Below are 538 nucleotides of genomic sequence, written 5' to 3'. Positions count from 1 at the left end.
ACTGACCCTAATTCGATTCCCCGATTATGGGGTATTGCCTTTTACCATTCAATTGGATATTCCGCGCTGGCATGAGCGTATGAATATTGAAGCATGGTGGTACGACGGGGACGACCCTGATCAAGCGCTCCAATCCTTGGAGCAAATCAAGTCTCGGTTATCAATTATTGAATCTCAGCTAAACTTATGACCGGAATGGACTTCAAAAATCTTGTAGAGATTGCGATTCTTGTGGCCTATGCAATTGCGATTATTTACAAGCTAGCCAGTGTAGAGAGTACGCTTAAACACTTAATTGCAACTAATTCATCTAGGCTGGATTTATCGATAGCCAATGAGGTAGGAAAGTTGGGAGTCTTAGAGCGAGATATTCAAAATCTGAAGAATGCAATTGCAGAATTATCTCAATCTCAGAAGGAATTGCAGTCTCAAGTTTTTGGGCGTGAGTATCCTTACCGCGCTTGATCTAAAATTTTAAGTTTAAGACTCTTTTGGGAGGTGCGATCGCACCTCTTTTTTTTTACTTGCAATTGGGGAT

2 protein-coding genes are annotated in these 538 nt (G+C 41.3%); both read left to right on the top strand.

Annotated features, from left to right (window positions below; translation table 11 throughout):
• On the top strand, positions 1–190 hold a 190-nt coding region (locus ACM0OP_RS24345), incomplete at its 5' end, for a hypothetical protein (RefSeq protein ID WP_414530974.1).
• Entirely contained in the window at positions 187–465 is a 279-nt protein-coding gene (locus ACM0OP_RS24340) for a hypothetical protein (RefSeq protein ID WP_414530973.1), read from the top strand. The genes ACM0OP_RS24345 and ACM0OP_RS24340, both read left to right, overlap by 4 nt.
• The last annotated feature ends 73 nt before the right edge of the window (positions 466–538 follow it).

Source organism: Nodularia chucula CCY0103 (assembly GCF_963923915.1).
GTDB classification, from domain to species: Bacteria; Cyanobacteriota; Cyanobacteriia; order Cyanobacteriales; family Nostocaceae; genus Nodularia; species Nodularia chucula.
This window is presented reverse-complemented; position numbering and strand designations above follow the sequence as displayed.

Coding starts and splice junctions, on each gene's coding strand:
- ACM0OP_RS24340 (WP_414530973.1), top strand. CDS start 187: ATGACCGGAATGGACTTCAAAAATCTTGTAGAGATTGCGATTCTTGTG.